General features: G+C 59.0%; 19 protein-coding genes, 1 tRNA gene, 2 rRNA genes and 2 pseudogenes (1 of these 24 running past the window's edge). 11 read left to right on the top strand and 13 right to left on the bottom strand.

What is annotated here, in order from left to right; genetic code table 11:
- From J3R84_RS34150 to J3R84_RS34140, 3 genes are all read left to right on the top strand, one after another.
- Nucleotides 1-2,306: ribosomal RNA gene (locus J3R84_RS34150) — 23S ribosomal RNA — on the top strand; it begins 490 nt to the left of the window's first position.
- A gap of 122 nt (nt 2,307-2,428) precedes the next feature.
- Nucleotides 2,429-2,543, top strand: a 5S ribosomal RNA gene (rrf, locus tag J3R84_RS34145).
- A gap of 298 nt (nt 2,544-2,841) precedes the next feature.
- Nucleotides 2,842-2,918 (top strand) — tRNA-Met (locus J3R84_RS34140).
- Nucleotides 2,919-3,145: 227 nt separating this feature from the next.
- Here the strand turns inward: J3R84_RS34140 and J3R84_RS34135 are convergent.
- The gene (locus tag J3R84_RS34135) at nt 3,146-3,370 is read right to left on the bottom strand and encodes a hypothetical protein (RefSeq protein ID WP_203529597.1); all 225 of its coding nucleotides are present in this window, start codon (nt 3,368-3,370) and stop codon (nt 3,146-3,148) included.
- Nucleotides 3,371-3,629: 259 nt separating this feature from the next.
- Between J3R84_RS34135 and J3R84_RS34130 the strand changes: the two genes are divergently transcribed.
- The 5 genes and pseudogenes from J3R84_RS34130 to J3R84_RS34110 all read left to right on the top strand — a co-directional run bounded on the left by J3R84_RS34130 (nt 3,630) and on the right by J3R84_RS34110 (nt 5,757).
- Nucleotides 3,630-3,932 (top strand): hypothetical protein, encoded by a 303-nt coding sequence (locus J3R84_RS34130; protein WP_203529599.1) that lies wholly within the window; start codon nt 3,630-3,632, stop codon nt 3,930-3,932.
- The gene (locus tag J3R84_RS34125) at nt 3,929-4,360 is read left to right on the top strand and encodes a PIN domain-containing protein (protein ID WP_057208401.1); all 432 of its coding nucleotides are present in this window, start codon (nt 3,929-3,931) and stop codon (nt 4,358-4,360) included. The genes J3R84_RS34130 and J3R84_RS34125 overlap by 4 nt, the downstream gene beginning before the upstream one ends.
- Nucleotides 4,361-4,396: 36 nt before the next feature.
- Nucleotides 4,397-4,969 (top strand): annotated as a pseudogene (locus tag J3R84_RS34120) (DUF5131 family protein); the annotation flags it as partial.
- 219 nt (nt 4,970-5,188) lie between these two features.
- A complete protein-coding gene (locus tag J3R84_RS34115) occupies nt 5,189-5,434 on the top strand; it encodes a hypothetical protein (protein WP_057225427.1) in 246 nt (81 codons plus the stop codon).
- 47 nt (nt 5,435-5,481) lie between these two features.
- Entirely contained in the window at nt 5,482-5,757 is a 276-nt protein-coding gene (locus J3R84_RS34110; RefSeq protein WP_203529601.1) for a hypothetical protein, read from the top strand.
- A gap of 144 nt (nt 5,758-5,901) precedes the next feature.
- Here J3R84_RS34110 and J3R84_RS34105 read toward each other — a convergent pair whose 3' ends face one another.
- Nucleotides 5,902-7,581 (bottom strand): GMC oxidoreductase, encoded by a 1,680-nt coding sequence (locus J3R84_RS34105; RefSeq protein ID WP_203529603.1) that lies wholly within the window; start codon nt 7,579-7,581, stop codon nt 5,902-5,904.
- A gap of 474 nt (nt 7,582-8,055) precedes the next feature.
- Here J3R84_RS34105 and J3R84_RS34100 point away from each other — a divergent pair, with 474 nt between their 5' ends.
- Nucleotides 8,056-8,367: a hypothetical protein gene (locus tag J3R84_RS34100; protein ID WP_225906494.1), complete on the top strand. Its 312-nt coding sequence runs from the start codon at nt 8,056-8,058 to the stop codon at nt 8,365-8,367.
- Nucleotides 8,368-8,415: 48 nt separating this feature from the next.
- Here J3R84_RS34100 and J3R84_RS34095 read toward each other — a convergent pair whose 3' ends face one another.
- From J3R84_RS34095 to J3R84_RS34085, 3 genes are all read right to left on the bottom strand, one after another.
- Nucleotides 8,416-9,336, bottom strand: coding sequence for a carbonic anhydrase (locus J3R84_RS34095; protein WP_203529613.1), 921 nt, complete (start codon nt 9,334-9,336; stop codon nt 8,416-8,418).
- A gap of 249 nt (nt 9,337-9,585) precedes the next feature.
- The gene (locus J3R84_RS34090) at nt 9,586-10,638 is read right to left on the bottom strand and encodes a D-alanyl-D-alanine carboxypeptidase family protein (protein WP_203529614.1); all 1,053 of its coding nucleotides are present in this window, start codon (nt 10,636-10,638) and stop codon (nt 9,586-9,588) included.
- 165 nt (nt 10,639-10,803) lie between these two features.
- Nucleotides 10,804-11,673 carry a LysR substrate-binding domain-containing protein gene (locus J3R84_RS34085; RefSeq protein ID WP_203529616.1) on the bottom strand — a complete coding sequence of 290 codons (870 nt, stop codon included), beginning with the start codon at nt 11,671-11,673 and terminating at the stop codon, nt 10,804-10,806.
- Nucleotides 11,674-11,806: 133 nt separating this feature from the next.
- On the opposite strand from J3R84_RS34085, the gene pbfA reads away from it, so the two are divergent.
- Nucleotides 11,807-13,168, top strand: a complete 1,362-nt coding sequence (gene pbfA / locus J3R84_RS34080) for a (R)-1-hydroxy-2-aminoethylphosphonate ammonia-lyase (protein ID WP_203529618.1) — start codon at nt 11,807-11,809, stop codon at nt 13,166-13,168.
- Between the two features lie 217 nt (nt 13,169-13,385).
- Here pbfA and J3R84_RS34075 read toward each other — a convergent pair whose 3' ends face one another.
- The 7 genes from J3R84_RS34075 to lysA form a co-directional block, all read right to left on the bottom strand.
- A complete protein-coding gene (locus J3R84_RS34075) occupies nt 13,386-13,901 on the bottom strand; it encodes a L,D-transpeptidase family protein (protein ID WP_057225438.1) in 516 nt (171 codons plus the stop codon).
- Nucleotides 13,902-13,926: 25 nt separating this feature from the next.
- Complete coding sequence (locus J3R84_RS34070) at nt 13,927-14,901, bottom strand: ABC transporter ATP-binding protein (protein WP_057221301.1); 975 nt, start codon at nt 14,899-14,901, stop codon at nt 13,927-13,929.
- Nucleotides 14,898-15,896, bottom strand: coding sequence for an ABC transporter ATP-binding protein (locus J3R84_RS34065; protein ID WP_025431469.1), 999 nt, complete (start codon nt 15,894-15,896; stop codon nt 14,898-14,900). Before J3R84_RS34065 ends, J3R84_RS34070 begins: the two co-directional genes overlap by 4 nt.
- A gap of 11 nt (nt 15,897-15,907) precedes the next feature.
- Nucleotides 15,908-16,798 carry an ABC transporter permease gene (locus J3R84_RS34060; protein WP_025431468.1) on the bottom strand — a complete coding sequence of 297 codons (891 nt, stop codon included), beginning with the start codon at nt 16,796-16,798 and terminating at the stop codon, nt 15,908-15,910.
- Entirely contained in the window at nt 16,795-17,733 is a 939-nt protein-coding gene (locus J3R84_RS34055) for an ABC transporter permease (protein WP_057221302.1), read from the bottom strand. Before J3R84_RS34055 ends, J3R84_RS34060 begins: the two co-directional genes overlap by 4 nt.
- Nucleotides 17,734-17,867: 134 nt before the next feature.
- Entirely contained in the window at nt 17,868-19,454 is a 1,587-nt protein-coding gene (locus tag J3R84_RS34050; RefSeq protein WP_057225440.1) for an ABC transporter substrate-binding protein, read from the bottom strand.
- A gap of 106 nt (nt 19,455-19,560) precedes the next feature.
- Entirely contained in the window at nt 19,561-20,952 is a 1,392-nt protein-coding gene (gene lysA, locus J3R84_RS34045) for a diaminopimelate decarboxylase (RefSeq protein ID WP_082571854.1), read from the bottom strand.
- A gap of 112 nt (nt 20,953-21,064) precedes the next feature.
- Between lysA and J3R84_RS34040 the strand changes: the two genes are divergently transcribed.
- Complete coding sequence (locus tag J3R84_RS34040) at nt 21,065-22,060, top strand: LysR family transcriptional regulator (RefSeq protein WP_225906495.1); 996 nt, start codon at nt 21,065-21,067, stop codon at nt 22,058-22,060.
- A 428-nt stretch (nt 22,061-22,488) separates the two neighbouring features.
- Here J3R84_RS34040 and J3R84_RS34035 read toward each other — a convergent pair.
- Nucleotides 22,489-22,758 (bottom strand): annotated as a pseudogene (locus J3R84_RS34035) (transposase); the annotation flags it as partial.
- Nucleotides 22,759-22,791 lie beyond the last annotated feature (33 nt).

Below are 22,791 nucleotides of genomic sequence, written 5' to 3'. Positions count from 1 at the left end.
GAACAAGTACCGTGAGGGAAAGGTGAAAAGCACCCCGACAAGGGGAGTGAAATAGAACCTGAAACCGGATGCCTACAAACAGTCGGAGCCCGCAAGGGTGACGGCGTACCTTTTGTATAATGGGTCAACGACTTAGTGTGACGAGCAAGCTTAAGCCGATAGGTGAAGGCGCAGCGAAAGCGAGTCTGAACAGGGCGTTCAGTTCGTCGCATTAGACCCGAAACCGAGTGATCTAGCCATGAGCAGGTTGAAGGTTGGGTAACACCAACTGGAGGACCGAACCCGCATCTGTTGCAATAGATTGGGATGACTTGTGGCTAGGGGTGAAAGGCCAATCAAACTCGGAAATAGCTGGTTCTCCGCGAAAACTATTTAGGTAGTGCGTCGACCGAATACCCTCGGGGGTAGAGCACTGGATGGGCTATGGGGACTCACCGTCTTACTGATCCTAACCAAACTCCGAATACCGAGGAGTACTAGTCGGCAGACACACGGCGGGTGCTAACGTCCGTCGTGAAGAGGGCAACAACCCTGACCTCCAGCTAAGGTCCCCAAGTCATGGCTAAGTGGGAAAGGATGTGAGGATCCCAAAACAACCAGGATGTTGGCTTAGAAGCAGCCATCATTTAAAGAAAGCGTAACAGCTCACTGGTCTAATTAAGGGTCTTTGCGCCGAAAATGTAACGGGGCTAAAGCCATGCACCGAAGCTGAGGATACGTCGCAAGACGTGTGGTAGCGGAGCGTTCCGTAAGCCTGTGAAGGGATACCTGTGAGGGGTCCTGGAGGTATCGGAAGTGCGAATGTTGACATGAGTAACGATAAAGAGGGTGAGAGACCCTCTCGCCGAAAGACCAAGGGTTCCTGCTTAAAGTTAATCTGAGCAGGGTTAGCCGGCCCCTAAGACGAGGCGGACACGCGTAGTCGATGGGAACCACGTTAATATTCGTGGGCCTGGTGGTAGTGACGGATTGCTTAACTTGTACATTCTTATTGGATTGGGTGTGCAGGGACGCGGTTCCAGGAAATAGCTCCACCGTATAGACCGTACCCGAAACCGACACAGGTGGTCAGGTAGAGTATACCAAGGCGCTTGAGAGAACTATGCTGAAGGAACTCGGCAAATTGCACGCGTAACTTCGGAAGAAGCGTGACCCTTTTTGACGCAAGTCAGAAAGGGTGGCACAGACCAGGGGGTAGCGACTGTTTATCAAAAACACAGGGCTCTGCGAAGTCGCAAGACGACGTATAGGGTCTGACGCCTGCCCGGTGCTGGAAGGTTAAGAGGAGGGGTGCAAGCTCTGAATCGAAGCCCCAGTAAACGGCGGCCGTAACTATAACGGTCCTAAGGTAGCGAAATTCCTTGTCGGGTAAGTTCCGACCTGCACGAATGGCGTAACGACTTCCCCGCTGTCTCCAGCATAGACTCAGTGAAATTGAATTCCCCGTGAAGATGCGGGGTTCCTGCGGTCAGACGGAAAGACCCCGTGCACCTTTACTATAGCTTTACACTGGCATTCGTGTCGGCATGTGTAGGATAGGTGGTAGGCTTTGAAGCAGGGACGCCAGTTCTTGTGGAGCCATCCTTGAAATACCACCCTTATCGTCATGGATGTCTAACCGCGGTCCGTTATCCGGATCCGGGACAGTGTATGGTGGGTAGTTTGACTGGGGCGGTCGCCTCCGAAAGAGTAACGGAGGCGCGCGATGGTGGGCTCAGACCGGTCGGAAATCGGTCGTCGAGTGCAATGGCATAAGCCCGCCTGACTGCGAGACTGACAAGTCGAGCAGAGACGAAAGTCGGTCATAGTGATCCGGTGGTCCCGCGTGGAAGGGCCATCGCTCAACGGATAAAAGGTACGCCGGGGATAACAGGCTGATGACCCCCAAGAGTCCATATCGACGGGGTTGTTTGGCACCTCGATGTCGGCTCATCGCATCCTGGGGCTGGAGCAGGTCCCAAGGGTTTGGCTGTTCGCCAATTAAAGCGGTACGTGAGCTGGGTTCAGAACGTCGTGAGACAGTTCGGTCCCTATCTGCCGTGGGTGTAGGAATATTGACAGGATCTGTCCCTAGTACGAGAGGACCGGGATGGACATATCTCTGGTGGACCTGTTGTCCTGCCAAGGGCATAGCAGGGTAGCTATATATGGAATGGATAACCGCTGAAGGCATCTAAGCGGGAAACCAACCTGAAAACGAGTATTCCCTTGAGAACCGTGGAAGACTACCACGTTGATAGGCTGGGTGTGGAAGTGCGGCAACGCATGAAGCTTACCAGTACTAATCGTTCGATTGGCTTGATCGTTCCCATTGCTCATGCTCATCATTGATGAGCGACGTGTTCAAAACAAAACGAGGCGGTTTATCCTCCTCACCAGCTTCTCATTCGGTTTGCCCCAGCTAAGGGCAAATCTTGCGCTTTGCCGACCTGGTGGTTCTGGCGGGGTGGCTGCACCCGTTCCCATTCCGAACACGGCCGTGAAACGCCCCAGCGCCGATGGTACTTCGTCTTAAGACGCGGGAGAGTAGGTCGCTGCCAGGTCTGCAAAACGCAAGATAAAAAAACCGCCGCTCCCCTTCGAGGCATAGCCGAGAAGGACAAGGCAGCGGCGAAAACAAACCGGAAATCTTCTCTGAACAAACGCTCGGCCAAGCCGAAACGCAAGGGCCGCCTACAAGCGGCCTTTTTGCTTAGGTAAAATCAGAACGTCCCTTACGCGAGACAAATCCGTCGGATTTGCTCGGCACAGACCGTAAATCCCAAAGGGATTTACCTTATCGCGATAAACCGCACAGCGGTTTACGCACCGGATAAACCGCATAGCGGTTTACCGAGATGGCGCGGGGTGGAGCAGCCCGGTAGCTCGTCAGGCTCATAACCTGAAGGCCGCAGGTTCAAATCCTGCCCCCGCAACCATCTTTACTTGCGATGACCCCGCCCCTAAAGCGGGGTTCTTCGTTTGTGCGGAAATCGTAAGGATTCCAGCAAGATCGCCCTGAACGTCGATCTCCACCTTGCCCTCCACCGGCCTCAGCACGATCGTGTCCACCACCAAGCGCAGTATGCTCGCCGCCTCGATCCGCTTCTCCTTCTCTTTGTAGCGGGCGTAGATCGCGACCTTCAATGCACCTCTCCTTTCGGCATCAGGAGGTGCGTTTCCCCCGTCGCCTCATCATCTTCACTTCTTCCGCGAAGCACTCCCGCGCTGCCTGCCGTGCCAGAAAGTCGACCAGACCCAGAAAGCGGCGATCGGGGTTGCCACGAGGTGTAAAGGTAAGTTCCAGTTCGTCGATCAGCAAGGATTCGAGGAGCAATTCGCGCTCTCTTCTTGACATCTTCGCTTTGTTGCCGGGTGGGTGCAAGGTCATGCCCTGCAGAATTCGCGTGAGGATCAGTATAAGCAACTGAAATTAAAGGCGTATATTCGGCGGTGGACGGCGTGCCTTCGGCGGCTACGGCAAAGCTTGGCGCACTTCCGCGTGCCGCAGCATATGGAAAATACTGGCGCCAACGCGCAGTATTGTTCTGCATTACTGCTTTATGGCGCGAGTCTCGTGGCATCGCTGACATCCCTTGTTTATGATGTTAATATCGGCTATATATCAGGATATAGAACGGAGACCCGTCATGAGCAATGCCGCACAGAAGAGAGCAATCGAGAATTATCGCGCACGGCTGACGCAGCGCGGCTTCAAGCGTTTCGAGGTCCTGGCGCTAGAATCCGACCGCGAACTGATCCGGTCGCTTGCCCGCCAACTAGCTGAAGAGGGGCCGGAAGCGGAGCAGGCGCGGGCGGCGGTCAAGGCCCTCGTCGCGAGTGAGCCGCCGAAATCCGGCGGTATCCTGTCCGCCCTCCGCCGCTCGCCTCTGGTCGGCGCTGATGTCGATCTGTCGCGCCCGCACGAGGAAGGGCGCAGGGTCGAGCTGTGACGCGTTATCTCCTCGATACAAACATCATCAGCAATATCGTCAAGCCGCAGCCCTCGGAAGCGCTGTTGGCATGGTGGATCGAACAGAAGGATGAGAACCTGTTCGTCGCTTCGCTCACCATCGCGGAAATCCGGCGCGGCATTCTGGAGAAGCCGCGCGGCAAGAAGCGAGACGCCCTTGATGCCTGGTTCTCGGGGCCGGAAGGTCCGCAGGAGTTGTTCGCCAACCGTATCCTTACGTTCGACGACAAGGCAGCTTTGATCTGGGCGCGATTGATGGCCGAAGGCAAAGCCGCAGGTCGTCCGCGCAGCGCACTCGACATGATCATCGCTGCCGTCGCCGGTGCTAACGACTGCGTGGTGGTCACGGACAACGGAAAAGATTTCGCCGGTATCCAATTCGTCAATCCTATGAGGGATGGCAACTGATGTCTTGGTTGGGTGACAGATTCTCGGGAGAGAGGCATGGCTGAAACGCAGATCGAGTGGACGGATTCGACTTGGAATCCAGTTGCCGGGTGTTCGATTGTGACCGCTGGCTGCACGCATTGCTATGCCATGGAAATGGCTAAACGCCTCGAGGCGATGGGCGTGGAGAAATATGCGGGGCTGACCCGCAAGACTGGACGGTGAACTGTCTAAAATGGCGTGGTACGCGAGGATCGGGAGGCGCTGTCGATTCCGCATCGCTGGTGCAAACCCCGAAAGATCTTCGTAAACTCGATGAGTGACCTGTTTCATGAGCAGGTCAGCGACGCCTTCATTCTCGAAGTTTGGCAGGTGATGCGCGAGACGCCGCGCCACAACTATCAAATCCTCACGAAGCGGCCGGACCGAATGACGGAGCTGGTTTCCGGCAAGATTGGCGAAGTCCTGCCCAACGTCTGGCTCGGCACCAGCATTGAAAACGCGGATGTCGTCGATCGTGTTGAGCATCTGCATAGGGCGCCCGCTGCGATCCGGTTCATTTCTTTCGAGCCATTAATTGGTTCGGTTGGGGCCGTTGATCTACAGGACATCCACTGGGCAATTGTGGGCGAGCCGGTTTCTCTCCTGACCGGCCTTCTCACCTGCGGATGCTGCGGCGGCAAGTTCGGCATCGTCACGCCTAGCCGCTATGCCTGCCTCAACCATCACAGGCGGGGCACCTGAGACAATGGTCGGTCCATCACCCGTGAGCAGATCGAGGCGCGGGTTCTGTCCGGCATCAAGGACAAACTTGTCTCGTCGCATGCGGTCGCCGAGGCTGCCGAGGAGATGAACCGGCTGAATCATGACCGACGTGCGCAGGCGGCAACCGACCGGAAAAATCTCGCGAAGATCGAAAAGGCTATCGCCGGGATTATTTCCGCCATCGAGGATGGCATGTACCAGCCGTCCATGAAGGCGCGCATGGATGACCTCGAACGACAGAAGGCGGATATCACCGCCCGCCTGTCACAGGCCTCCGCCGACATGCCCAGAACGTTGTCATCCTCTACCGGCTGCGGGTGGAGCGTCTGACGGAAGCGCTTGACGATCCAGACGGAGGCAGGCAGGCGGCGGAGGCGTTGCGCTCGCTGATCGGCGAGATCGTACTGACCCCTAGCATAAAGCGCGGCGACGTTCATGCAGAGCTACGCGGCGAGCTGTTTGGCATTCTCGGCTTTGCCAATGCGGAAGCGGGAGGGCCGCAGAACAGCCCTTTTATGCCATTCGTTGAAGCGAGCCCCCGCAACCAAATCAAAACAACAGCCCGCAAGATCGAAAGGTCGGCGGGCTTTTTTGGCGTTCTAAGGCAGAACAAAGCAATGGTCGGTGTCAATCAGGAGTCAAGAGGGTGTTGATTAGTGAGATTAGTATTGTAAGGGGTGGCGGTTAGTGTCCTGTCTGGGGCGCCGAGTTGAGCCTATGTGCGGACAGCTTCCCCCTGACTGCGCCACGGTCGCCGGCCTTCGAGCGGGGAGCTTCCCACGCAACGCCCCCGATTGTCAGAGTGCGGACAGGATTTTAGTTTCGGGTTGAGGACCGGGCGAGAGGCTTCCGCGGCTGCTCGTCGACAAACTCGCCGCCGTGCTTTGATGGCGGGCCTCGCTGGCGAGATGTTCGGCGAGTCTGATGGCCAAGGCGACGGCGGGAAGCGTGGGGTTCGCTTGTCCGGACGTAGCGAAAACGGAGCTGCCGGCGATATGGAGGTTAGCGATGTCGATGACGCGACAGTTGTGGTTGACGATGGCGTGGTTGCGGTCCACGCCCATCTTGGTCAACCCGATCTGATGGTATCCGTCTTTGGCTTGCGCGGCGATATGCTCTTCGAGGTTTTCGGGGGCTGCGTCGAATATCAGCTTGCCTATCTTGCGCTCCTTGAGCCAGCGATCCAAGGCGACATGTGCTTGGAGCGTCCCGCGAAAATCCTGAGGCAGATATCGGAATGAGACGTCGAGCTTGAACTGGCCGTCCGCATCTTGCTCTGGCTTGAGGAAGACGCGGCTTGAACTGCTTGGAATTTGCTCCCCATGGTAGCGAAGGCCGTATTTCATGTCTGGCCTGCGCAGCAGAACATATGGTTCGGCAAAGCTGAATTTTTGGCGAAGCAGCCCCAGCGCGGAAGAGGTCGCGCCAAGGGGATTGCGCAGTACATTATGCAGAGCATTATAGTAACGGAATCGGTCGGCTTCGCCCCATGTCGCCTTGTGGACGAAGGACTTCCGACTGTTCCAGAGATGTAGCAGCGAGAGCGCCGTGTCGGCCTCACCGAAAGCGGCCCTACGGTTCGTCGGCCAAAAAGCGATATTCGGCAGCTCGTGTGCCCGTTGCAATTGGGGGGCGGGTTGAAACCGGTTACACACGAAGGTTCCGGTGGATGTGCGCTTAAAAAGATACCGTTCGGCATGCTCTTTGGTGGCGAATTCGATCTGCGCGATCTGTCCAGCGAGATGTCCCATGTAGAAGCGCCCGAGCGGCCCATCGCTTCCGCCGAACAATTGCGGAAACGCCAGCTGGAGGTTCAGTAGGAGCCGGGTATTACCTCTGCCGCCACAGGCCAGCACATATTGGTCTGCGCACACCTTGTACGAACCACCGCGGCAGGCAATCGACATGGAATGTACGCGCGCCTCAACCGGATCGAACGCCAGAGCTTTGATCCTCGCGTCCAGGGCGACGAAGAGGTTCTTCGAAGAAGCGAGCTCGGCGCTGTTGGCCTTCGCTGTGTTGCGTATTCGTGTCCAGCTTTCCCGGGATGATGGGAAATCAGTCTCCGGTTCCGGCTCCGATCGCTCGCCGGCGACGTTGCTGCTCAAAAGAGCCCGTGCCCGCTGATAAAAAGGCGAAATCTCTTCGTGAGCAATAGGCCAACCGGAGTGTGCGACATAATCTCTTGCCTCGAAGTCTATATCATCCAGCTCAACGCATTGCCCACCCCATCGTTCGGACGTGCCGCCAAGTCCGGTGGCCGAAGTAAGTCGGTCCGCAGCGTGATAGATATCGTCTTCTATGTCGAAGCCTGTTTCGTTTCGTTGGGGTCGTTTCGATCGTTTCGGCCCCGCTTCGAGAAGCAGCGTTCGCATGCCGCGCCTGCTCAATTCAAGCGCAGCGGCAATACCGACCGGGCCAGCGCCCGCGACGCACACGTCAAACGCCTGTTGAAAGACCTCTAAACCCGCAAACATCTGCCCCCCACTTTTGAGCCAGCGCCCTTTTAGCCGCCACCGCAATCACCCTTCCGTCCCCTCGTGGCACTGCGGATCAGTCTTGGCGGGATCGCCAGCGGATTGAAGACGGAGGCGCCAACTGACACGGCACGCTAGAGTTTCACTATCCGCAGAACAACTTCGCCTAAAGTAGGATGATTTTGCTCGTCACCTCGATCAAAAGGATTAGTGGCAGCTTCCGCCAGCGCATTGTCCGGCGTGAAATCCGTTGGTCTCCCGTCAGGAACTCGACCGGGCGCTGACGATCGTCGAACATCGATCCTCGCGGGTTGACGCGCCGGACATCGGATAAAGCAGGAGGAATGCCATGAAAGCCGTTCGGACGGATCAGGAAATCGAATGTCCGGAAATCGACGCCGGGCTAGGGGCGCGCGGCGTCGAGCTCGTCTCGCTGCCCGACGGCGCGTGCCGGAGGACAGGCTGAGGCGCGAGGTGGCTGAAGCCGACCTCCTGCTCTTGTGCTACACGCCGATCACCGCCCGCATCATCGCCGCGGCTAGGCGCCTCAAGGTGTGGCGGCGACGTCGTAATATGAGCGAAATTCATATAGCGTCCCGAAATCACAAGTCTCTGCGTGATCAAGCCCCGCAACCAAATCAAAAAAAGCCCGCCAGGCGAAAACCGGCGGGTTTTTTGTTTGCCGCGCAACCGCACGACGGCTTGAGCGCCTCGAAAGCGGCCAGCAAGCAGCCGCCCCATGCGCAGACGTGCGACATCGCATCCTCAATCCATTGTTCAGATTGAGAGAATCGTAATTCAACACGCCAGTCCAGACACCCGCGCACAGGTCTCCTAGTGCCGCACGGGCTTCGGGGTGGTATCGAGCAGGTCCATTACCCGAGGGCACGACACTAGGAGGTCACACAGTATGACGAAGTCATCCGGGTCCCTTGGTGCCGCCGACAAATGAAACCAGTCCGGGTTCTCTCCCCTTGGTGACCACACAAGCCGCTCCTCCAGAAGATAGACGCCGTAGACGACTTCAATTTCGCCGCGGACCGCCAAGTTCAGGCGCGAACGAATGCCATACCCGGTCAGCGCCGCGTTTAGCGCTATCACTACCTCAATCAGTGTGGTCCGATATCCCGGCCGGCGTACGACCTCGGTCCCATACACCCGCTCCAGCCAGGTCGCGCCAAGCTGGATGACGATCAGTATGCTGTCCAGGATTTGACGCAGATCCTTCTGCGTCATGATTTGCATATATTTTGCTGGCTTCAGATAGACGTCGACGGCCGCCGAAACGGCCCCGCACCCGCTGTGGCCGAGGATGACTATCGTGCGCAGGCTATCCTTGAGATGATCAACCGCATAGCTCAGACTGGCCGTGACGTCGTCGCCCATGCCATTGCCGGCCACCCTGACGACAAACAGGTCGTTCGGGCCTTCGGAAAAGATCAGCTCCACCGGAACACGCGCATCGGCACAACCGACAATTGCCGCAAACGGTTGCTGTTTGGGTGCCGCGCTGCGCCCGGGAAGAAGGCCGACATCATGCGGGTCGACAGCGATGTTCAGCTTTGCGGGTGGTGACGAGGTGATCCGGTCAAGGAGTTCGGCGAAGGCCCGGTTTCCAGCCTCGAGTCTCGACCGGGCAGCGTTCGCATCCGGTGGTAGGGGCCTATACACAGCATCGAACGCGAACCGGTATGTCACTTCGGCCAACCAGGTCTGATCCTCCTTCGAGGCGCCCTCGAGCAGCTTCTTTGCCATCTTGCAGTCTCCTTCGACAGTGATCGAAACAGGGGCGGCAATGCAAATCCGTGACTTTCCACATTAACACTTTCACGCGTGGGCGCACCTCTAAACCAAACTGCGCGTGTCATACGGCTAAGGCCGTGCATCCAGACGGGAGCCGGCGTGCCGCCGGCGACCCATGAACCGCAGGCCGCGGCTCTGGGCAGATCGCTGGGGACTTAGGCCGAAGGTGTATCGCACCATACAGCCGGCTCGTTGTTGTGATTATGATGGGCGTGGTGTGGGTGTTGGTACATCCGTGACGTTATCGTTGGCCCATGTCGTGATCGGGTGGACCTGCCCGGTGATATGATCCCGCAAGTAGGTTTCCTGACCTGCCAGGCCCATTGGATAAAGCTTATTTCGGCTGGCCTCGTAGTCAGCACTCTGGTCGGTACAGAGGCGAATGCGCATATCCTGCGGCGCGACACCGGTCCGGTTCGGCAGATGATCCACAAGCACTGCATCTGGGGACAGCGTTCCATCGAAGGCGTGCGTCAGATATTGCGCGGATCTTTCGTTGCGTTCCCGTTCTGTCGTGGCGCCCAAGATGACCACCATCACGCGCCTTCCATTTCGAGTTGCGAGCCCGACGATATTTCGTCCGGATGCACATAGGAAACCAGTCTTCATCCCGATGGTGCCGCTGAAACGCGTCAACAACAGATTGTTGGACTTGATCTCTTTACCGTCGATCGTGACTGCCGAAGCCAGGAAGAAGCGGCGATATTCAGGAAACATCCGGTCCACTTCCAACCCAAGGATCGCAAGATCGCGGGCAGTCGTGTAATTCTCTCTGTCAAATAGACCGTTTGGATTGGTAAAATGCGTGCCCGTAAGCCCGATGCGGGCCGCCGCTTCATTCATTCGCCGAACGAAAGACGTTTCGCCGGAAGCGACTACTTCTGCCAAGGCTACAGCGACGTCATTTGCTGAAGCCGTAATCGTGGCAAAGAGCGCGTCTTCGAGGGTCATTGTCCGGCCGAAGGTCAGGCCGGATTCGAGAAACGCCTGTTTCGTTGCGTTGCGGGTCATGGTGACCGGTGTCGTCAGTGTCACCTCGCCAGACCGAAGGGCTTCAAACACGACGAACGCGGTCATGAGCTTGGTTGTCGAGGCCGGATACCAGGGTACGCCGGCATCTTCCTGATAGAGAACTTGATGGCTGTCGGCATCCACGACGAGTGCCGGCGTTGCATTCGCCGGTGTCCACAAAAAAAGGGATGCCATAAACACCAATCTTTTCAAAGGTTTTCCGGCGATTATGTTTTTCGTCATGTGCCAGTCTCCGGGGAAGGCGTCCTAATGACATGATGTGCCGCGGGGCACAAGCGTTCGCTGCGGCGCGTCGGAGGCGCGTTGCTTCGCTAGGTAACGCGACGCTGCCGAAGGCGAGGGATCTTCGCGATTGGCTATCGATGGTCATGCGGGGTGGGGAACGCACTAGCCTTGCGACAGTGCGCGCGCAGTCGCGAAGAAGGCCTGTATTGACTTGCTGCTACGGCGATCCTTCAGGCAGATCAGCTTTTCATGCATCGAAAGCGGCTGGTGTTCGAGCGCGATTTTCACCAGCCTCGGATCGTTGTCGAACTCCGCTTCGGACACAACCCCGAGACCCATGCCTGCGGCAACGATCCGCCGGACGGCTTCGCGTCCTTCGGCCTCGATTGCGTAGCGGAGGGTCACCCCTTGCGCCCCCGCGAGCTTCTCCAGCATCTGCCTGGTGCGTGAACCGTGCTCCCTCATGATCAGGGGCCATGCGCTCAACGCCTCAAGCGGAATGCTCGTCCGCGTCGCCAGGGGATGCGATTTCGCGGCGAAGAGCACGACAGGCGAGACATTGAGCGAAAAGACCTCGAACGGGCGCTCATCGGCCAATTCGCCAAGGACGCCGACGTCCACGTCGTAGGCAAGCAAATCCTCCACGATGCTGTTGGAATTGCCGCCGACGATCTTGATCTGAATGCCGGGAAACCGCGCCTGGAAGACGGTGAGCACGTCCAGGACGTGATCCACCGAATCGGCTGCGATCCTGAGCATGCCTGCCCGCAACGATCGCTCCTCCTGCAGGACCTCGAGGGCTTCGCCTTCGGCATCGAACAGGCGGTGGGTCGCCGCCAGGAGCCGGGAACCTGCCGGTGTCAGCTCGATCTGACGGCGCTTTCGAACGAATAGGGCGACGTCGTATTCCTCCTCCAGCCAGCGCACTTGGTCGGAAATGGCAGGCTGCGTGAGGTGCAATGCGCGGGCAGCTTGCGAAAAACTGCCGGCAAGAGCCACGTGATGGAAAGCCCGAAGCTGGACATAGCGCATGACAGGCGGAAGCCCCTAGGTGATGCTTCTTCGGCATCGAAGAATTCTTAATTTGTCTCATTAATATCGATTTTGTTCACTCTCCGATAGATGCGATAGCCTGCACGCAGCTGCACGATGATCGGAGAAAGCGATGAAAGCCACAGCATCCGCCCAGGTTCACACGGAGGGCGAAGCCAACACGTCGGCAGCGCGCGGGGCCTGGAACGCCCGGATGGGCGATGAACGGACGAACTCCCTCGTAGCGCGCGACGCCGCCGCATTCCTGCACCAGAGCCTGTCAAGCCCCTGCCTGACCGCCATCGCCAAGGCGGAGGGCATCTGGATCGAGGATACCGCTGGCCGGCGCTACATGGACTTCCATGGAAACAGCGTTCACCACATCGGCTATGGCCATCCCCGGCTGAAACAGGCAATCAAGGCCCAGATCGATGATTTGTGTTTTGCACCGCGTCGTTTCACCTGCGAACCTGCCGTCGAGCTTGCCGAGATGCTCGGCCGTCTTGCGCCCGGCGATCTCGGCAAGGTCTTGTTCACCACGGGTGGATCCGATGCGATCGAAGTCGCACTGAAGCTGGCGCGCGCCGCGACCGGCCGGTTTAAGACGCTTTCCTTCTGGGATGCCTTCCACGGCGCCGGATTCGGCGCGTCGAGCGTCGGCGGCGAGGCGACCTTCCGCTCGGGCATAGCCGGCCCGCTCCTGCCGGGCGCCGAACACGTCGCGCCCTGGGCGAACCGCCACTGCGGCTATGGCCAGGACAATCTCGAAAGTTCCGCGCGCGCCTGCGCCAATATGATCTCCTACGTCCTCGCCCGCGAGGGCGATTTTGCAGCGCTGGTCGCCGAACCGATGCGGGCGACGCCCAATCCACCGGCGCCGGGTTTCTGGAAACAGGTGCGTGAGGCCTGCGACCGGCACGGAACCTTGCTGATCTTCGACGAAATTCCGACCGGCCTAGGCAAGACCGGCCGCTTCTTTGCCTGCGAGCACGACGACGTCGTTCCCGACATCCTCGTGCTCGGAAAATCGCTCGGTGGCGGCATTTTGCCGATCGCGGGCGTGGTCGCCAGGCGCGATCTCGACGTGGCGGGCGACTATGCCATCGGCCACTACACGCACGAAAAGAACCCGGTAACGACGCGCGCGGCGCTGACCACCATTTCCATCATCATCGAGGAGGGGCTTGCGGAGCGGGCCGCCGAACTCGGCGGCTATGCGATGGAGCGGCTCAGCACTTTCGGCGAACGCTGCGCGGCGGTCGGAGATGTGCGCGGCCGCGGCCTGCTTTTCGGCGTCGAGATCGTATCCGACCGGACGGATTTCACGCCGGACAATGCGCTGGCGGAGCGGGCCTATTATCGCTGCATGGAAGCGGGGCTGAGCCTGAAGATCAGCCAGGGCAACGTCATGACACTCTCGCCGCCCATGGTGGTCTCCCGCCAAGAACTCGACCGGGCGCTGACGATCGTCGAACAATCGATCCTCGCGGGTTGACGCGGCGGACATCGGATAAAGCAGGAGGAATGCCATAAAAGCCGCACGGATCAGGAAATCGAATGATCGACGCCGGGCTACGGGCGCGCGGTGTCGAGCTCGTCTCGCTGCCCGACGGCGTGCCGAGGACAGGCTGATGCGCGAGGTGGCTGAAGCTGACCTCCTGCTCTTGTGCTACACGCCGATCACCGCCCGCAGGGATGGCTGCTGACCGAGATCATGCGGATCGACGGTGAAAGCACAGATGCGAGGTAGGTTCGGCAATTGCCAGAAAGGCGAGCAGATCCTCTTTCGAGAGCGCGGCGCAACCCGCAGTCGGCGAATAGGTCGGTTGGGCGACATGCAGAAAGATCGCGCTGCCCGCGCCGGCGACCGGCGGGTCGTCATTGTGTCCCAATACGACTACAACGTCATAGAGATCGTCATGTCGCCAAAGCTCTTCATGGCTCGCGGCGAAGGGTAGCTTCACCTGGCAATTGTAGTCTGGGTGCGAGGGGGCGTCGCACCAGCCGTCCAACCTGTCGATCTCATGGCAGGGGAACTGCGTTGTCGGCTTGGCCATCCGGTCTGCCCGGTAGAAAATCTGGCGGATCGGCCAACGGCCCACGGGGCTGACGCCATCGCCCTCGACCTTGTCTGTATGCAAGCCGCCGCGGCCGACGGCGCAGCGCCAGCGCTTGTCTCCAAATGTGGCTTGCCAGCCGTCCCCGTCTCGCGAAACGATCAGATCCACGCTCAACTCCTTCCTTCTTGAAATCTCACAGACCCAGGGGAAAATGACACGCGACTGGCCGGCCGCCCCGATCGGACAGGGCCGGTTCCTCCGTCCTGCAGATCGCCTGAGCGTAAGGACAGCGCGTCTGAAATCGACATCCGGTAGGCAAGTTCATCGGGCTCGGAATGTCGCCGACCAGCAACGGCTTTTCGCGGTTCCGCTGATGTGGATCGGCGCGCGGAACCGCCGAAATCAGAAACATCGTGTAGGGGTGACGCGGATTGGAAAATATCTCCTCCGTCGTGCCGACCTCCACCATCCGCCCGAGGAACATCACGCCGACGCGGTCAGCGAACTGGCGAACCACACTCAGATCGTGCGTGATGAACAGATAGGTCAGCTTCAGCTGTTCCTGAAGATCGCGGAGCAGGTTCAGGACCTGCGCCTGAATCGAGACGTCCAGCGCCGAAACTGCCTCGTCGCAGACCACGAATTCAGGGCTGTTGGCGAGAGCGCGGGCGATGCCGATCCGCTGCCGTTGCCCGCCGCTGAACTGATGCGGGTAACGGCGCAACAAGGTTCGCCGCAGCCCGACCATGTCGAGCAGTTCGCCGCAGCGTTCCTCGATCTGGGCCTCTGTTCCGAAGCGGTGCGTGCGCAGCGGTTCGGCCAGAATGTCCTTGATCCGCATCCGGGGATTGAGCGAGGCAAACGGGTCCTGAAAGACGATCTGGAGCTTCTTGCGCATCGCCCGCATCGCTGAATCGTTCAGCGCGTGAAGGTCCTGGCCGCGATACCGCACGGTGCCCGCGGTCCGGTCGAGGAGCCGCAGCATGACACGGCCAAGCGTGGTCTTGCCGCAGCCCGACTCGCCCACCAGCGCGAATGTCTCTCTCTCGTAGATATCCAGACTGACGCCGTCCACGGCACGGATCACCTGATCCCGTCGGCCGAAGAAACTTGTACCGATAGGATAGTGCTTGCTAAGCCCGTCGGTTGAGATGAGGACTTCGCTCACAGCTTTCCTCCCTGTTTGTCGTGAAGCCAACAGCGGGCCTTGTGACCATTGCCGAGATCCGTCAGTTCGGGTTGCTGCACCCGGCAGATGGGCATCGCGTCCCCGCATCGGGGATTGAAACGACAGCCCGTGGGAAGTTTGGCGAGGTTGGGCACCACACCCGGAATGCTGTTCATGCGTTCCGCCGAGCGCTTTTCCGTCGCCTTCGGGATCGATGCGAGAAGTCCGCGCGTATAGGGATGCGATGGCCGGTCGAAGAGGTCGAAGACGTTGGCTTGCTCGACGATTTGACCCGCATACATCACGTTCACCTCGTCGCACATCTCTGCGATGATACCGAGATCATGGGTGATCATGACGATCGCGGTGCCGACCCTGTCGCGTAGCGCCATCATCAGCCGCAGGATTTGCGCCTGTGTCGTCACATCCAGCGCGGTCGTCGGCTCGTCCGCGATGAGAAGCTTCGGTTCGCAAATCAGTCCCATGGCGATCATCGCCCGTTGCCTGAGACCGCCCGACAGCTGGTGCGGATAGACGTCGAGACGCGCCGCAGGTTCCGGTATGCCCACCGTTTCGAACATGTGCAGAACCTTGTCGCGGATAGCACGCCGACCGAGATTCGTGTGAATCGAAAGAGGCTCTCCGACCTGCTGGACCATGGTTCTCACCGGGTTCAGGGATGTCATCGGCTCCTGGAACACCATCGATAGTTGACGGCCGCGGTTGCGCCGCAGTTCTTCGGCGTTCAGCCGTGTCAGGTCGGTGCCGTTCAGCATAATGCTGTCGGCGCTTACCTTTCCCTGGGGGGATGCCACCAGCCCCATCAGCGACAGCGCCGTCACGCTCTTGCCGGAGCCGGATTCTCCCACCAGTCCCACTATTTTGCCACGGCCGACGTCGAACGACACGCCGTCGACAACCTTGACGGAGCCGCGCTGGGTCTGGAATTCCGTGCGCAGGTTGCGCACGCTTAACAATATGCTCTGATCTGTCATCGCAGCGCCCGCTAGTCTTTCATGTAGGGATCGAGCGCGTCGCGCAGCCCGTCACCGACAAAATTGAACGCCAGCACCGCGACCAGGATTGCCACCCCCGGTATGATCGCGACCAGCGGTGCCGAGAAGAGGTATTCCTTGCCCTTTGCCACTAGCAACCCCCAGCTCGCTTCGGGTGGCTGGACGCCCACGCCGAGGAAGCTGAGACTCGATTCCCACATGATCGCCTCGGGAATGCTGAGCGAAAACAGGACGATCAGCGTCGGGATGACATTGGGGAAGAGGTGGCGAACCATGATCGTCACTTTGCTCGTGCCGTTCGCGCGCGCCGCCTCGATGTATTCCTTCTCCTTGAGGGCGAGCGTTTGGGAGCGCACGACCATCGCCACACCTGCCCAGCCGACGAGGCTCAACGCGATGAAGATGTTGAAGAGGTTTGCGCCCAGGGTGTACATCACGACCATCGCCAAGAGCAGCGACGGGAAAGCGAGCATGGTATCGGCCAGGCGCATGATGAGGACATCGGTCTTGCCTCCGAAATATCCGCTGATGATGCCCATTACGGCCCCGATCACCAGAGAGATGAAGCTCGGCACGATGCCGACGACCAACGAGATCCGAGCGCCATAGAGAATCCGCGTCAGAAGATCCCGGCCAAAATTGTCTGTCCCGAGCCAATAGGTGGTGGACGGCGGCAAGAACTGTTCGTCCAGCGCGACGCGATAGGGATCGTGGGGGCTGATAAGCGGAATAAAAATCGCAACGAAGACCAGAGCGCCGACCAAGATCAGCCCGATCACCGCCATGCGGTTTCTGCAGAAGACCCTGACCGTCTCACGAAAGAAGCTGTCGCTCTCGCTCGTATCGGCAAAGTCTTCCGTTGTTTCGGAAAATTGCGTCACTTCGATCCTCCCTTCATTTGGTATCGAATGCGGGGGTCGAGGACGGAGTAGAGAATATCGGCAATCAGATTCCCCATAATGACAAGGGTAGTCGCAAAGAGGACCGACCCTTGCAGAAGCGGCATATCGCGTGCCTGAATGGCGTTGACGGAGATGCGGCCGACGCCGGGAATGCCGAAGATCGCTTCGGTGATGACCGCACCGGACAGAAGCGTGGCAACCTGGATCGCCATGATAGCCACCACGGGAATGAGCGCGTTCTTGAGTGCATGCCGCTGAATTACCAGGATCTCGCGAAGTCCCTTGGCCCGGGCCGTTCGGATATAGTCAAGGCGCATCACTTCCAAGAGGCTGGATCGAGTCAAACGGGCGATCACGCCTGCGGAACTCCACCCCAGAACCATGGCGGGCATGATCACATATTCGAAGCCGTAGAACCCCGATACCGGCAGCCATTTCAGTTTCAAGGCGAAGATGTACTGCATCAGCAGGGCGGACCAGAAGATCGGCATCGACACGCCCAGAAGCGAGAAGCCCATGAAGAAATGGTCGAGCTTGGAACCCCGCCGAACCGCCGACAGAATCCCCACGGGGATGCCGATGACCCAGGAAACGATCGCCGCGCTGGCCGCGAGGAGAAGCGTATTCGGAAAGGCGTGGAGTATGAGCGTCGTCACGTCCCGGTTGAGCTTGATCGACACGCCGAGATCGCCCTGCAGCGCGGCGAAAAGGAACCTGAAATACCGCGTGAGCAGCGGATCATCGAGGTGCATCTGGGCACGCACGCGGTCGATCACTTCGGCGCTCGCATGTTCCTTCATCATCAGCGCGATGGGATCGCCGGGGATCACATTGAGCATGATGAAAAGCAACGCCGTGATGGCGATCAGAACGGGGATCGAAATCGCGATGCGCTTTATCACGAAGATCAGCATCGAAAGAAGTCTTTCATTGGGTCTCACTGAGGCGAGAGCTGCAAGGAGATACCTGCCAGAGAAGGCGCACTGGCGACAAGCGCGCACTGGAATGGGGCGGGCACCGATGAACAACGCCCGCCACCTCGAATGTCTTATTCGACTTCCATCTTATAGTAGCTCATGTCGCTCCAGCCGTTCCACGGCACCACGAAGTTCTTCACCCGCGGCTGGACGACGTAGGCGTGATCGAGGCTGAACATCGGCACCCAGGCCGCGTCTTCCTGCACGATCCGATCGGTCATCTTCTGATAGAGTGCGCAGCGTTCCTCGGGATTGGTCATCGACCGTGCCTTGTCGAGAGCCGCGAAGACTTCAGTATCGTTGTTGTTGTAACCACGAACCGCTGTCCCGCTCTTGCTGAAGAACGTGTAGAAGAAGTTATCCGGATCGTTGAAGTCAGCGGACCAGTTTTGCGTGTAGTTGTCGACCGTCCCGGCCTTGCGGCTCGCAAGATAGGCCGACTCGTCCATCGTGTTGATCTGGACGTTGAAGCCGGCTTCCTTAATCTGGGCCTGAATGATCTGGTTCATGTCAGACCATTTCGAAGACCAGCTGCTGACCTGCGCAAGCTTGATGTCCACGCCGTCGGGATAACCCGCTTCGGCCAGAAGTTGCTTGGCCTTGCCCGGATTGTATTCGATGGGCGTGGCGGCGGCGTAGCAGGTAAGGCCGCGCGGCATCACGCCGTTTTCAACCATGCCCTTGCCGTAGAAATTCTTCTGGAGAATTTCCTCGCGGTTGATGGCCATCTGGAATGCCTTGCGGACGCGCACGTCGTCAAAGGGCTTCAACGCCTGGTTGATGTGATAGTAGTACATGCCGACGCGCGGACCCGCCCGGACCTGGCCCTTCCACTGATCACTGCTGGTGAAATAGGGCAACTGCGTCGGAGCGTAGTCAACGTCGAAGACGTCCAGTTCGTCAGATTCAAAGAGAAGCCGCAAGGTCTCCGAATCTGCGACAACGCGGATGATGATCTGGTCGAGCTTGGGACGACCACGGTAGTACTGGTCGTTGGCTTCGAGAACCTGATTATCGTTCAGATTGTATTCCGTCAACTTGAACGGACCAGTGCCGTTGGTCGTTTCAGGCGTAAGACCGTACTGGTCGCCCAACGGTTCGGTGAACTTCCGATTGTAGATCGAGGCGGCCGGGGCGGCCATAAGAGCGGTGAAGGCCGCGTAGGGGTCGCGCAGAACGATCTTGACAGTGTATTTGTCTACCGCCTGCAATCCACGGACGGTGGTGGCCGTGCCGTCCAGACGCTCCCTGGCGCCATCGACGAAGTCGAGAATATCGGTGCTAAGGGCCTTGGTCTTGGGGTCGAGCATCCGGTCGAAGGTGTAGACGACGTCATCCGCCGTCAGTTCCTCGCCATTGTGGAAAAGGACTCCCTTGCGCAGATGGAACGTATAGGTCTTGCCATCCTCCGAAACTTCCCAGCTCTCGGCGAGGCCGGGCACCAGCTTCGATTGGCCAGGGCCGCTCGTTTCCGCTTCGATAAGCCGGTCGTAAACATTCAGCGGCAGGGTGTAGAAATCCTGCGTCATCTGCACGTCGACGGTCTTCGGATCCTCTTGGTAGGCGATCCGCAATACGTGATCTGCCGCCAGTGTGGGCGAGGCCAGGGCAAGCGTGACCAGCCCCGTCGCCATTAGAAATTTGACCTTATTAAGCATTTGTCCGTCCTTCTTCCTTTTTCTTGGTTCCCCATCCGGGTCGACGTGCACGACGAATGTCGCCGCGTGCCTCCCCGGCTGTTCCGTTTCCGGATCAGTTTCCAGTTCAGCTCGTGCCAATTGTCACCGGCGTCCTGAGCGCCCCGTCCGAGACCGGTTGAGCTGACCTGGTCGCTTCCTGCCCTTCCGGAGCAGGAAACTGCCACCTTCCCGCTTGCTCGAGCCTCAGCATCTCGCTGATATCCTGCCTACGCCGTATCGTCCGGAACCGGCTGCCCTCCACGAGTACCTCGGCCACGAGATCACGGGAGTTGTAGGTCGAGGCCATCGACGCGCCATAGGCGCCGGCGCAATCGAACGCCAGCAGATCGCCCGCGCGCATCTCGCCAAGTCTATCATACGTCCCGAATTGGTCGGAGCTTTCGCAGATCGGACCCACGAGGCTGTAGTGAGGGGCGGCCCGATCCGTGCGCGGCTCGTGAAGAGTTAAAACGGGATGCTGCGCGTCGTAAAGCGCCGGACGCATCAGGTCGTTCATCCCGACGTCCAGGATGGCCATGGGCCCGCTTTGCATTTCCTTGAGGTAAAGAACCTCCGTCACCAGTAATCCCGCCCGTCCGACCAGCCATCGACCGGGCTCCACAGTCAGTTGGCAGCCAAGGTGGCCGACTGTCTCGGCGATGATTGCAGCATATTCTGCGATGTCGGGACCCGGCGTGTCGTTCGAGGCGATGCCTATCCCGCCGCCAAGATCAAGACGCGGCACAACCAGTCCTCTCCCGCGCATGAACACCACCAGATCGGCCATTGCCGAAAAGGCACGTCGGAACGGCGACATGTCGTGAATTTGCGATCCGATGTGAACGGCGACGCCCAGCACCTCGAGTTCCGGCATCGCCGCTGCCTCGGCATAGAGGTCGGCTACATCGCCGATCGGGATTCCGAACTTGCTGTCCTTGGTTGCCGTCGTGATTTTTGCGTGTGTCTTTGCATCGACGTCGGGATTCACGCGAAGCGTGATCGGCGCGCGCTGGCCAAGTCCTCGAGCAACCTCGGCCACTGCGGTGATTTCAGCTGCCGACTCGACGTTGATCTGGTGGATGCCGACCTCAACTGCGCGGGCAATCTCGGCGCGCGTCTTTCCAACCCCGGAGAAGATGATCTTGGATGCCGGCACTCCCGCGGCGAGGGCGCGCTCAAGCTCTCCGCCGGAAACGATGTCCATGCCGCAACCAAGTTCGGCGAGCAAGCCAAGCACGGCGATGTTGCTGTTGGCCTTGACCGCGAAACAGATCGAAACGCCGATCGGGTTAACGGCAGACGCGAGATACTTGTACGCCGATCGGATGGCATCTGCGGAATAGCAGTAGAAAGGGGTCGGCACGGCCCTTGCCACGGCGCTTAGACAGACATCCTCGATATGCAGGCCGCCAGCCTGATAGACGAGCCAGTCCCGGTCTTTTCCCAGGCGATTCGGGGATTCCGTATGTTTTGTCATCAGCCCATCACGAATAATTGCATCAGCGGTTCCTAATGAGCAGATGATTCCAGACCTCACGATGCTTGGGAAATAATTGCTAAGGCCGTCTTATTCAGATTTGATATGCAAGTTGCTGGAACCTCGACCGGTCAACGACGGGAACGGTGGCATCTCCGAGGCGGGAAAGAGAAAGAACGGAACGATGCGGCTCAATCAGCGTCAGATGGAGATTTTTAACGCCATCATGATCAACAAGAGCATGACCGCGGCTGCGGCGGCCTTGGGGACGTCGCAACCAACGATAAGCCGCGAGTTGCGGGATATGGAACAGCGGATCGGATTCGAGCTGTTCTTGCGCTTCGGCAAGCGCCTGACACCGACGAACCAGGCGCTGCTGCTGCATGAAGTCGTGCGCCGCGCCTTCGTAGGCATGGAAGAAATCAGTCGGGCCGCGTCCGCGATCCGAACACACAATGCCGCGAACTGCCGGGTCGCGACCATCCCCGCCTATGCGGAGGCGATCCTGCCCCGTGTGGCGCAACGACTCCTGAAGCATCGCCCCGCGGTTCATTTGTCCCTTCATTCCCTCGAGGAATTGTCGCTGCAGCATGAGATGGCCACGACCGTGTTTGACCTGGGGGTGACTGAAGGCCGGTTCGAACATCAGGGGGTTATCTCGCAGCGCATCGAAGTTGGCGACCTGGTCTGCGTCTTGCCGATTGGTCATCCGCTTTCGTCCAAACCGGTTCTCGAGCCTGCCGATTTCGATAGTGTCCCGTTCGTCTATTTTTCGCAGGATGACCCGTATAGACGGAAACTGGACGACATCTTCTTTGCAGCGGGCATCTCGCGTAGCTACGCGGTTGAAACGACGACGGCGGCAAGCGTCTGTTCAATGGTTTCAGCCGGAGTGGGCGTGTCAATCATCAATCCGCTGACCGCCGCGAACCATTTGGGCAAGGGCGTGGTCCTGCGAAGGTTCAGCGTCGGCGTCCCCTACGCGCTCGCCGTCTGGCGTCCGGCCCGAAAAACGGGTTCGGCAGTCGCGGAAAAATTCACCGCAGTCCTAAAAGACGTTGCCAACGAGATGCGAGCAACCTTGCAGTCTGCGATGGACAAGGGCTAGGCAACCGCGTTCTCATCGAAACGATCTGAACCGCACGCGACAGCGCCGGAAGAGCCGCACCGATAGCGTGACGAAGCGAATGACCCGCTGGACCGTATAACGGAATGGTTGCGTAAAGCTCAGGCATGGCGCTTGGATTGCAAGTCTCGGTGCGATTAGGCCAAAAGCCCGCGAGACAGTAATGTCCGCGGGCTTTTGGCGTTCTGCAAGACAAACGCAACTAACCGCCAAGCTCGCCCAAAACGAAGACCAGGAAAACACGGACCTTCAAGGAGAAATGAATGCGAGGCGCGTAAACCGCATACACATGCGTCAACGGGAGTTGCTTGGATCATCGGGCATGAACATGCAAGGTTGGGGGTGGGGCGACCTGAAGAAATAGGCCTCATCTGCAAGTTGCGTCTGGCCTTGCTACAAAGGCCGCGGCGCTAGCCGGCGAAGAGCGGTTGTCGAAGCCTTTCAGCAGGGTTACTGTGAACTTGCAAATGCAACACCCCCGCCAGCTGGCGGGCCAGCGCAACACGCGCCCGTCTAGGCCCCGCACGTCTGGCGACCGCCAGTGCCCAACTCTTAAGATCCGAGCCTTTGACCGCCCGGGTCAAAATGACGTTGGCCGCCTCGGAGAGCGCGGTTCGCACGCCCACATCGCCGATCCTCGAGATGCGACCGCTTTAGTCTGTCTCACCCGATTGATACTTCATTATTATGCTGCCTGCAAAGGCGTCTCTCAA

The sequence above is a fragment of the Ensifer canadensis genome (assembly GCF_017488845.2).
GTDB classification, from domain to species: Bacteria; Pseudomonadota; Alphaproteobacteria; order Rhizobiales; family Rhizobiaceae; genus Ensifer; species Ensifer canadensis.
The sequence above is the reverse complement of the archived record's forward strand: the minus strand, read 5'-3'. Positions and strand labels throughout refer to the sequence as shown.

What these genes read in the sequence shown, in the direction of transcription:
- J3R84_RS34115 (WP_057225427.1), top strand. Translation starts at nt 5,189, where the DNA reads ATGAACCGGCTGAATCATGACCGACGTGCGCAGGCGGCAACCGACCGG.
- J3R84_RS34065 (WP_025431469.1), bottom strand. Translation starts at nt 15,896, where the DNA reads ATGACAGATCAGAGCATATTGTTAAGCGTGCGCAACCTGCGCACGGAA.
- J3R84_RS34130 (WP_203529599.1), top strand. Translation starts at nt 3,630, where the DNA reads ATGAGCAATGCCGCACAGAAGAGAGCAATCGAGAATTATCGCGCACGG.
- J3R84_RS34095 (WP_203529613.1), bottom strand. Translation starts at nt 9,336, where the DNA reads ATGGCAAAGAAGCTGCTCGAGGGCGCCTCGAAGGAGGATCAGACCTGG.
- pbfA (WP_203529618.1), top strand. Translation starts at nt 11,807, where the DNA reads ATGAAAGCCACAGCATCCGCCCAGGTTCACACGGAGGGCGAAGCCAAC.
- J3R84_RS34055 (WP_057221302.1), bottom strand. Translation starts at nt 17,733, where the DNA reads ATGCTGATCTTCGTGATAAAGCGCATCGCGATTTCGATCCCCGTTCTG.
- J3R84_RS34050 (WP_057225440.1), bottom strand. Translation starts at nt 19,454, where the DNA reads ATGCTTAATAAGGTCAAATTTCTAATGGCGACGGGGCTGGTCACGCTT.
- J3R84_RS34105 (WP_203529603.1), bottom strand. Translation starts at nt 7,581, where the DNA reads ATGTTTGCGGGTTTAGAGGTCTTTCAACAGGCGTTTGACGTGTGCGTC.
- J3R84_RS34135 (WP_203529597.1), bottom strand. Translation starts at nt 3,370, where the DNA reads ATGACCTTGCACCCACCCGGCAACAAAGCGAAGATGTCAAGAAGAGAG.
- J3R84_RS34090 (WP_203529614.1), bottom strand. Translation starts at nt 10,638, where the DNA reads ATGACGAAAAACATAATCGCCGGAAAACCTTTGAAAAGATTGGTGTTT.
- lysA (WP_082571854.1), bottom strand. Translation starts at nt 20,952, where the DNA reads ATGACAAAACATACGGAATCCCCGAATCGCCTGGGAAAAGACCGGGAC.
- J3R84_RS34085 (WP_203529616.1), bottom strand. Translation starts at nt 11,673, where the DNA reads ATGCGCTATGTCCAGCTTCGGGCTTTCCATCACGTGGCTCTTGCCGGC.